Origin of the sequence: Actinomyces urogenitalis DSM 15434, assembly GCF_000159035.1 — a bacterium.
GTDB lineage: Bacteria > Actinomycetota > Actinomycetes > Actinomycetales > Actinomycetaceae > Actinomyces > Actinomyces urogenitalis.
In genome coordinates this window covers 1-7,423 of record NZ_DS999575.1, presented here as the reverse complement: position 1 = coordinate 7,423, position 7,423 = coordinate 1, and the positions used below count along the sequence as shown (strand labels likewise).

The 7,423-nt window shown below is 67.6% G+C and carries 6 protein-coding genes and 1 pseudogene; 4 read left to right on the top strand and 3 right to left on the bottom strand.

Going from position 1 to position 7,423, the window contains the following annotated elements; all coding sequences use genetic code 11:
• Both HMPREF0058_RS13490 and metG read right to left on the bottom strand, forming a co-directional pair.
• Nucleotides 1-146 (bottom strand): annotated as a pseudogene (locus tag HMPREF0058_RS13490) (TatD family hydrolase); the annotation flags it as partial.
• A 15-nt stretch (nt 147-161) separates the two neighbouring features.
• Complete coding sequence (gene metG / locus HMPREF0058_RS06020) at nt 162-2,003, bottom strand: methionine--tRNA ligase (protein WP_006548839.1); 1,842 nt, start codon at nt 2,001-2,003, stop codon at nt 162-164.
• Between the two features lie 160 nt (nt 2,004-2,163).
• Between metG and HMPREF0058_RS06015 the strand changes: the two genes are divergently transcribed.
• Nucleotides 2,164-2,895, top strand: a complete 732-nt coding sequence (locus tag HMPREF0058_RS06015) for a hypothetical protein (RefSeq protein ID WP_034236216.1) — start codon at nt 2,164-2,166, stop codon at nt 2,893-2,895.
• Nucleotides 2,896-3,022: 127 nt separating this feature from the next.
• Here the strand turns inward: HMPREF0058_RS06015 and rsmI are convergent, their stop codons facing one another.
• The gene (gene rsmI, locus HMPREF0058_RS06010) at nt 3,023-3,937 is read right to left on the bottom strand and encodes a 16S rRNA (cytidine(1402)-2'-O)-methyltransferase (protein WP_006548837.1); all 915 of its coding nucleotides are present in this window, start codon (nt 3,935-3,937) and stop codon (nt 3,023-3,025) included.
• A gap of 34 nt (nt 3,938-3,971) precedes the next feature.
• On the opposite strand from rsmI, the gene HMPREF0058_RS06005 reads away from it, so the two are divergent.
• From HMPREF0058_RS06005 to HMPREF0058_RS05995, 3 genes are all read left to right on the top strand, one after another.
• Nucleotides 3,972-5,891, top strand: coding sequence for a dolichyl-phosphate-mannose--protein mannosyltransferase (locus HMPREF0058_RS06005; protein ID WP_239668787.1), 1,920 nt, complete (start codon nt 3,972-3,974; stop codon nt 5,889-5,891).
• 405 nt (nt 5,892-6,296) lie between these two features.
• Nucleotides 6,297-6,920, top strand: a complete 624-nt coding sequence (locus tag HMPREF0058_RS06000) for a hypothetical protein (protein ID WP_006548835.1) — start codon at nt 6,297-6,299, stop codon at nt 6,918-6,920.
• Nucleotides 6,921-6,982: 62 nt separating this feature from the next.
• A complete protein-coding gene (locus HMPREF0058_RS05995) occupies nt 6,983-7,372 on the top strand; it encodes a hypothetical protein (protein ID WP_006548834.1) in 390 nt (129 codons plus the stop codon).
• The last annotated feature ends 51 nt before the right edge of the window (nt 7,373-7,423 follow it).

Sequence of the window (7,423 nt, the reverse complement as noted above, 5' to 3'; positions counted from 1 at the left end):
GCCGCGGTCAGCGGCTCCTGGCTGCCCGGCCCGCTGGCCGGCAGCCCGGGAACCGGCAGGTGAGTGTGGTTGTCCGTCACCTCACCCGCCAGTGGGGCGACGGCGTCGGCCGGCGGCCAGGAGCGGTCGCGGTGCTTGCGGCTCATCAGCGGCGCGGGCCCTCAGGCGCCGGTGACGTCGTCAGGACGGGAGTCGGCGTACCGGGCCAGCTCCTCCTCCACGATGGCCTCATCGAGCTTGACGAAGACCGGCGAGGGCTTGGCGATCGGGGTACCGACCACCACCTCGTGGCGGCCCCAGGTCGGAGCACCGGTGTAGTCGCCAGTGATGATCGGGTAGCCGTCGCGGCCGTCGAAGGCGGCAGGCAGGACCTCGGGGTCAAGCTCGGCCACCTCCTCGATGTGCGGCATCGGAGCGATCTCGCCCGCACCTCCCAGGATGCGGTCGACGTCGTTGGCCGCGTGGGGCAGGAAGGGGGAGAGCATGAGGTTGAGGTCCGCCACCGCCTGGGCCAGGGTGTGCAGGATCGTGGCCAGGCGCGGCAGCTGCTCCTCGCTCTTGAGCTTGAAGGGCTCGGTGTCCGCCACGTACTTGTTGGCCTCACCCACCAGCCGCATGGCCTCGGCCAGAGCCGCCTTCTGGCGGTGGTGGCGGATGAGCTCGCCGACCGTGGTGAAGCCAGTCTCGATGGAGTCCAGCAGGACGCGGTCGATCTCCTCCAGCTCGCCCGGCTCGGGGATTTCACCGAAGCGCTTGTGGATCATCGAGGCCGTGCGGTTGACCAGGTTGCCCCAGCCGGCCACGAGCTCACCGTTGGTGCGGCGCACGAACTCGGCCCAGGTGAAGTCAGCGTCCGCGGTCTCAGGCCCCGCGGCGGAGATGAAGTAGCGCAGGGCGTCAGCCTGGTAGCGAGCCAGGAAGTCACGCACGTAGATGACGATGCCGTGGGAAGAGGAGAACTTACGTCCCTCCATGGTGAGGAACTCGCTGGAGACCACCTCGGTGGGCAGGTTGAGCACGCCCAGCTCACCGCTGTGCCCACCCTTGTCCCCCTGACCGTTGTAGCCCAGGAGCTCGGCGGGCCAGATCTGGGAGTGGAAGACGATGTTGTCCTTGCCCATGAAGTAGTAGGACAGGGCCTGCGGGTCGTTCCACCACTGGCGCCAGGCCTCGGGGTCCCCGGTGCGCCGGGCCCACTCGATGGAGGCGGACAGGTACCCGATGACGGCGTCGAACCACACGTACAGGCGCTTGGTGGGCTGGTCCTCCCAGCCGGGGACCGGGATCCCCCAGTCGATGTCTCGGGTCATGGCACGCGGGCGGATCTCCTCCAGGATGTTCTTGGAGAAGCGGATGACGTTGGGGCGCCAGGTGCCAGAGGCCTCGCGCTCGTCCAGCCAGGCCCCCAGGGCCTCGGCCAGCGCCGGCAGGTCAAGGAACCAGTGGTTGGACTCGACGAACTCAGGCACCTCACCGTTGATCCGCGAGTGGGGATCGATCAGGTCGGTGGGGTCGAGCTGGTTGCCGCAGGCGTCGCACTGGTCGCCGCGGGCGCCAGGGGTGCCGCAGATGGGGCAGGTGCCCTCGATGTAGCGGTCGGGCAGGGTGCGGCCGGTCGACGGGCTGATGGCCGAGCGCGTCACCTGCTCCACCATGTAGCCGTTGTCGCGCACGGTGCGGAACATCTCCTGCACCACCCGGTAGTGGTTGCCGGCGGTGGTGCGGGTGAACAAGTCGTAGGACAGGCCGAGGGCGACCAGGTCCTCCACGATGAGGCGGTTGTTGCGGTCAGCCAGCTCGCGGGCGCTGATGCCCTCCTCGTCGGCCGCCACGAGGATCGGGGTGCCGTGCTCATCCGTGCCCGAGACCATGAGGACGTCGTGACCAGCCATGCGCATGTAGCGGGAGAAGACGTCGGAGGGGACTCCGAAGCCGGCGACGTGACCGATGTGGCGGGGGCCGTTGGCGTAAGGCCAGGCGACCGCGGACAGGATGTGGCTCATGGGGCAAAGCCTATCCCGCCCAGCGCCGGCCCCGTTTCTCCTCCTTGACGCTGCGGCGCCCTCATTCCGCAGGAGGAGGCCCTACGGCGGCCTGGCCCCTACCCTGGGCGCTACGAGCGGCGCCCTGCGCCCCACACGCACTCCGACCAAAGGCCTGACGATGTCCACTCCTCCTGCCTCCGGATCGCCCTACGCCTCCGCACCGCAGACACCACCCGGCCCCTACACGACGCCGGCACCCGCCTACGCTGCGGCACCGCCTACCTCCGTCCCCGGCATCAAGGGAAAGAAGGGGCCGCTCGCCCTCATCATCGTCGGCGTGGTCCTCCTGGTGGCAGCAGCGGCTGTCCTCGTCGGATCGGTCGTCTCCGTCGCCCAGGTCTCCTCGACCCTGTCCCAGATCCCGTCCGGCAGCGCGGTCGCAGCCGAGCTGAGGACCGGCAGCGTCTACGGCATCTACTCCAGCTCCCTCCCCGCCGCCCAGTGCACGGTGGCCGACCCCGACGGAGTCGAGGTCCCGCTCATCGAGGTCCACTCCTCGATCGAGGTCAACGACCACAAGCTCCTGTCTACCTTCATCCCCACCGTCTCCGGCTCCTACACGATCGCCTGCACGGCCTCCGGCAACGAGCCGATCTTCCTCGGCGAGGCCACCAACGCCAAGGAGATCGGCCGGATGGCCGTTGGCGCCGTCGGATCGGTGCTGGGCGGTTTCCTGGGGGCCGGCCTGCTCATCGGCGGCCTCGTCTGGCTCCTCGTGCGCCGTTCACGCAACCGCAGGATCCTCCAGGCTCAGGCCATGGGGCCGGCCTACTCCCGGCCCGGTTACCCCCAGTCCGTGCCGCAGCCGGGCGTCGCCCCCTACCAGAACGGTCAGCAGTTCCGCCCCTGAGCCCTCCCCTGCTTACCCCGATATCGTGGTCTGAGGGCCTCCGGCAAGCCAGCCCCGGCCCACGCTCCTGAGCCGACGGCGCAGGCAGGCCAAGCCCCCAGGCTCTCGCCGGCGAGCGGGCCCAGGATCAGTCCTGGGCCCGCTCGTCGCGTAGCGCGAGCGCAGCCCGGTAGACCTCATTCGGGCGCAGCCCCGACTGTCGGGCCACCTCAGCGGCGGCCGTCTTGAGCCGCTGTCCGGCGTCAGCCAGAGCCAGGGCCTGGCGGGCGGCGTCGCGCGGATCGGCCTGCACCGACTGTCCCCCGGCCACCACCAGGACGATCTCACCCAGGGCACCGGCCGCCGTCGCCGCCGCGAGTTCACCCAGTGTGGCGCGACGCACCTCCTCGTAGGTCTTGGTCAGTTCACGGCACATCGCCGCCTGCCGCCCGGCCCCCAGAACCTCGGCCATGACCTCCAGGGTGGCATGGACACGGCGGGGCGACTCAAAGAAGACCATGGTGCGTTCCTCGCCGGCCAGCTGCTCCAGGGCGCGGCGCTGCTCGCCAGGCTTACGAGGCAGGAAGCCCTCGAAGCAGAAGCGGTCCGAGGCAAGACCGGACAAGGCGAGGGCGGTGAGCACCGCAGAGGGACCGGGGGCCACGGTGACGGGGACACCCGCCTGCGCTGCCGCGGTGACGAGCCGGTAGCCGGGGTCGGAGACGGAGGGCATCCCGGCATCAGAGACCATGAGGACGCGCTGGCCGGCTCGGGCCGCCTCGATCAGCTCGCCGGCGCGCTCGCGCTCGTTGTGCTCGTGGAAGGCGATGACGCGCCCGGCTACGTGGATGCCCAGGCGCTGAGCGAGGTTGAGCAGCCGACGCGTGTCCTCGGCCGCGATGAGGTCGGCCTCGGCGAGTCCCGCGCACAGCCGCTGCGAGGCATCCGCGACGTTGCCGATCGGCGTGGCCGCCAGCGTAATGACGCCGGCGCGCGGGGCGGCCGGTGCCTCCTGCGTCGCAGGCGTGGAGTCGGCACGATCAGGGTGCGGGGCCTCAGTCATGGGCTCAGTATGGCTGGTTCCCTAGACTCGCGGCGTGAACGAGCCAGCAGCCGTGCCCCCTTCCGCCCCGAGCCCTTCGGAGGGCGACAGGCCTGAGCCGACGGCGCAGGCCGAGCAGGTCACAGCCGCCACCGCGCAGGTCCCGCAGGCCGCCATCGAGGAGCTGACTGACGGCCTCGACGGGGACAGCGGCGAGGCAGGCAACATCGAGCCCGCTGAGCCGCAGCCGCGTAGCGAGACCTTCCTGCGCGAACGCCTCGGACTGAATCCTCTGGACTGGACGCTGGCACCCGCCGTGCGCCTGCGCGGCTGGGTGGTGACGGCCGTGGTGACAGTGGTGGCGGCGCTGACGCGCCTGATCGGCCTGAGCCATCCCCACTCGCTCATGTTCGACGAGATCTACTACGTCAAGGACGCCTACGCCCTGTGGCACAACGGCTACGAGTCGACCTGGAAGGACGGGGCGGACGCCCTGTTCGCCAAGGGGGACTTCTCAGCCCTGACGACGGACCCCTCCTACATCGTCCACCCGCAGCTGGGGAAGTGGCTCATTGGGCTGGGGATGGAGATCTTTGGGGCGGACTCCTCCTTTGGCTGGCGCTTCATGCCCGCGGTGGCCGGGATCCTCACCGTGGCGCTGCTGGCCCGGCTCACGCTCCGGCTCACCCACTCTCCGGCCCTGGCCGGGGTGGCAGGACTGCTGCTGGCGGTCGACGGCGTCGGGATCACCGAGTCGCGCATCGGCCTGCTGGACGTGTTCATCGGGCTGTTCGGGCTGCTGACCGTCTACTGCCTGGTGCGTGACCGCGAGTGGTTCCGCTCCCGGCTCGCTGCCGGGCTCGATGGGACCCTGCCCGGCGCCTGGGCTCCACTTCCGCTGCTGCGGCCCTGGCTGCTGGCAGCAGGGCTGAGCGCAGGACTGACCTGCTCGATCAAGTGGTCCGGCGCCTACCTGCTAGCCGCGGTGGGAATCCTCGTGGTGGTCTGGGACCTCACGGCCCTGCGTCGGCTTGAGGCGCGCAGCTGGCTGGCTGACGGCATCCTCCACCGTGGAGGCCTGGACTTCCTCCACCTGGTGCCCGTGGCCTTTGCCGTGTACGTGGCCGGCTGGTGGTCATGGTTCACGCACGCGGGCGCCTACAAGCACGGGTGGGCCGAGCAGATGCGCCAGGCGGGCACGCCCGTGCGGTCCTGGCTGCCTGACTCCCTCAACGACCTGCTGGAGTACCACCTGTCCATGTACCGCTTCCACGTCAGCCTGGACTCCACCCACCCGTATATGTCCAAGCCGATCGGCTGGCTGGTGCAGTGGCGCCCGACCTCCTTCTACTGGCGGGGAACCGAGGAGATGACGGGGGCAGGCTGCGGCTCGGACCAGTGCGTCCAGGCCGTGACCTCGATCGGGAACATCGCCGTGTGGTGGAGCGCCGTGGTAGCGCTCGCCTTCTGCCTGGTCGTGCTGGCATGGCGACGGCGTGACTGGCGCATGTGGGCGGCACTCATCGGGTACGTAGGCCTGTACCTGCCCTGGTTCCTCTACGGTGACCGCACGATCTTCACCTTCTACACGGTGGCCTTCGTGCCCTTCGTGGTCCTCGTACTCACCTTGGCCCTCGGGGTGATGACCGGCTGGCTGAGGCCCGTTCCCGGCTCTCCTCTGGCCCTGGCGCAGGAGGACGCTCTGGCAGAGGGCAGGATCGGTCCCGAGCGTCCCGCGCCGCGGGGCTGGCTCGCGACCCAGGTGGGATTCGGGATGTGCCCAACGCGGCGCGGCCTACCCGAGGCCTGGACCGGGGTACCGGTGTGGCGCACACGAACCGAGGGCGTGTGGCTGGTGGGAGCCGTAGTCGTCGCAGCACTGGTCTGTGCCGTGCTGTGGTGGCCGATCTGGACGGGCCAGACCGTGAGCTACAGCTTCTGGCGCATGCATATGTGGCTCGGCTCCTGGATCTGAGCAGCCGGCACGCGGCACGCAAGCCCCCAGGCGGCGCCCAGCTCACCACAGCAGGTGAACCGGGTACCCCCCGGGGGCTTGCCCGTGCGCGCTCCAGGCTCTCGGTTCGCCTGGCGACGCCGCTTGCTGCACCCTTCGCCCGTCACTTAGCCTTTTCATGACCTGTACACAGTCCTTGGCCTCCCCGCCTTTCCCTCTCCCTCCCCTGACTGGCTGCGGCCGAGCCTTCAACCTGGAAGGACAGCAGGCATGACACGCGTCGTGCGCTCACCCTTAGCGCTGTTCACGCTGCTCCTGGCAGTAGCGTCCCTCGTACTCCCCCCCCCCGCCACAGCATCTGCCACTGATAGCAGCGGCAGAGCTGAGAACTAGGCCGCCGAGAACTCAACTCTCGCCTCCGTCAAGATGACGCCGGCCGATGAGAACCCGCTGACCAATCAGAACCTCACCTTCGAGGTTGAGACCGCTATCGAGATCAACAAGGACAGCACCTACAGTGGCTTCACGAACACAGTGGTGCACCACGAGTTTCTGATCACAAAGACCTCGGCGAGTTACACCACCATGGACGGCTGGGTCTTTGATGGCGCCTATAACGTCGATGGCTACCAATCATGGCTATTGAACACCAAGATCAAAACGGTCGTTATTGATGATATCCCCTACGTCACACTAAGTGGTGACCAGACGGTCGTAGACTCCAACCCGGGTGTCTCCACAAACACTCTTGTGATCACCCAGGCAAGGACAGGCAACAAAGATGAAGTGACGGTTAAACGCACCTCATGGCTGGTTGAGGACAGCGAGCAGAGCGCCAAGACCTCCGAAGTCTCTCAATCCGTTTCTGGAACGGTGGAGGGTCACTACAATCTCTTCAATAGCACACAGGACCCCGAGATGATGGGCTCAAGCTCTCCGGTTACTACAACGCAACGACAGGCGCGTTCTACGCCACCAAGTCGGCACGCGACGCTGCTGGGGACAGTGCAGCCGTATATGGCCGCTTTTACTCGGTTCTGTCCTTTGTGATGCCAACTGGCGTTAAACACGATACGGGTTCCGTTGGGGAGGGCAACGAACGCCTTGACCCGATGATCGCTCAGACCTGGATTCTCAATTATGGGCTGACCGTTGAGCGCGATGGCGAGCAGATTCCCGTGACGGATCCGAGCCAGACCCCCAAGCTCGTCGACATCAAGCTTGTCAACGACAAGAGCCTCACTGGTTTCTTCGGGCGGGATATGACCCTAGGCGGCATCCTTGGTATGCGCGCAGAGGATTTTGGAAAGGCTTCGATGGGACCCATCTTCGTCACCGAAGGCGATGGCCCTCGTTGGTACCGAGCCAATCAGGGACTCAGCGTCACAGACGATGGTTCGAAACTTCAGATGTCTGTCACCAATGGGACTAAGGGGCGCAACTACGGCGTCTTTCACTGGCTCTTCAGAGTTGAGTGTGGGCGCGCCGGTGATGGGGGGTAGCTGGGGATAGACGTCGGGGTCCTCGATGATGAGCGGACTTCTACCCCCGCT